1 protein-coding gene is annotated in these 254 nt (G+C 71.3%); it reads left to right on the forward strand.

Annotation, left to right across the window (positions count from 1 at the left end; all coding sequences use genetic code 11):
* Window positions 1-254 (forward strand): acyltransferase domain-containing protein (locus VR45_RS41585; protein ID WP_045945181.1); only part of this gene is annotated, 254 nt, incomplete at both ends.

Below are 254 nucleotides of genomic sequence, written 5' to 3' on the forward strand. Positions count from 1 at the left end.
CGCTGGCTGAGGTGTGGCGTTCCTTCGGCGTCGTCCCGGACGCCGTGGTCGGCCACTCCCAGGGTGAGGTTGCGGCGGCCTGTGTGGCGGGTGGACTGAGTCTCGACGACGCGGCCCGTGTGGTGGCGTTGCGTTCCCGCGCAATAAAGGTGCTGGCGGGTCGTGGCGGTATGGCGTCCTTGCCGTTGCCCGTGGACGTGGCACGGGAGCGGATCGGTGCCTGGGCGGGGCGGTTGTCGGTGGCGGCGGTGAAC

Origin of the sequence: Streptomyces sp. NRRL S-495 (genome assembly GCF_000966955.1) — a bacterium.
Classification (GTDB): Bacteria; Actinomycetota; Actinomycetes; order Streptomycetales; family Streptomycetaceae; genus Kitasatospora; species Kitasatospora purpeofusca.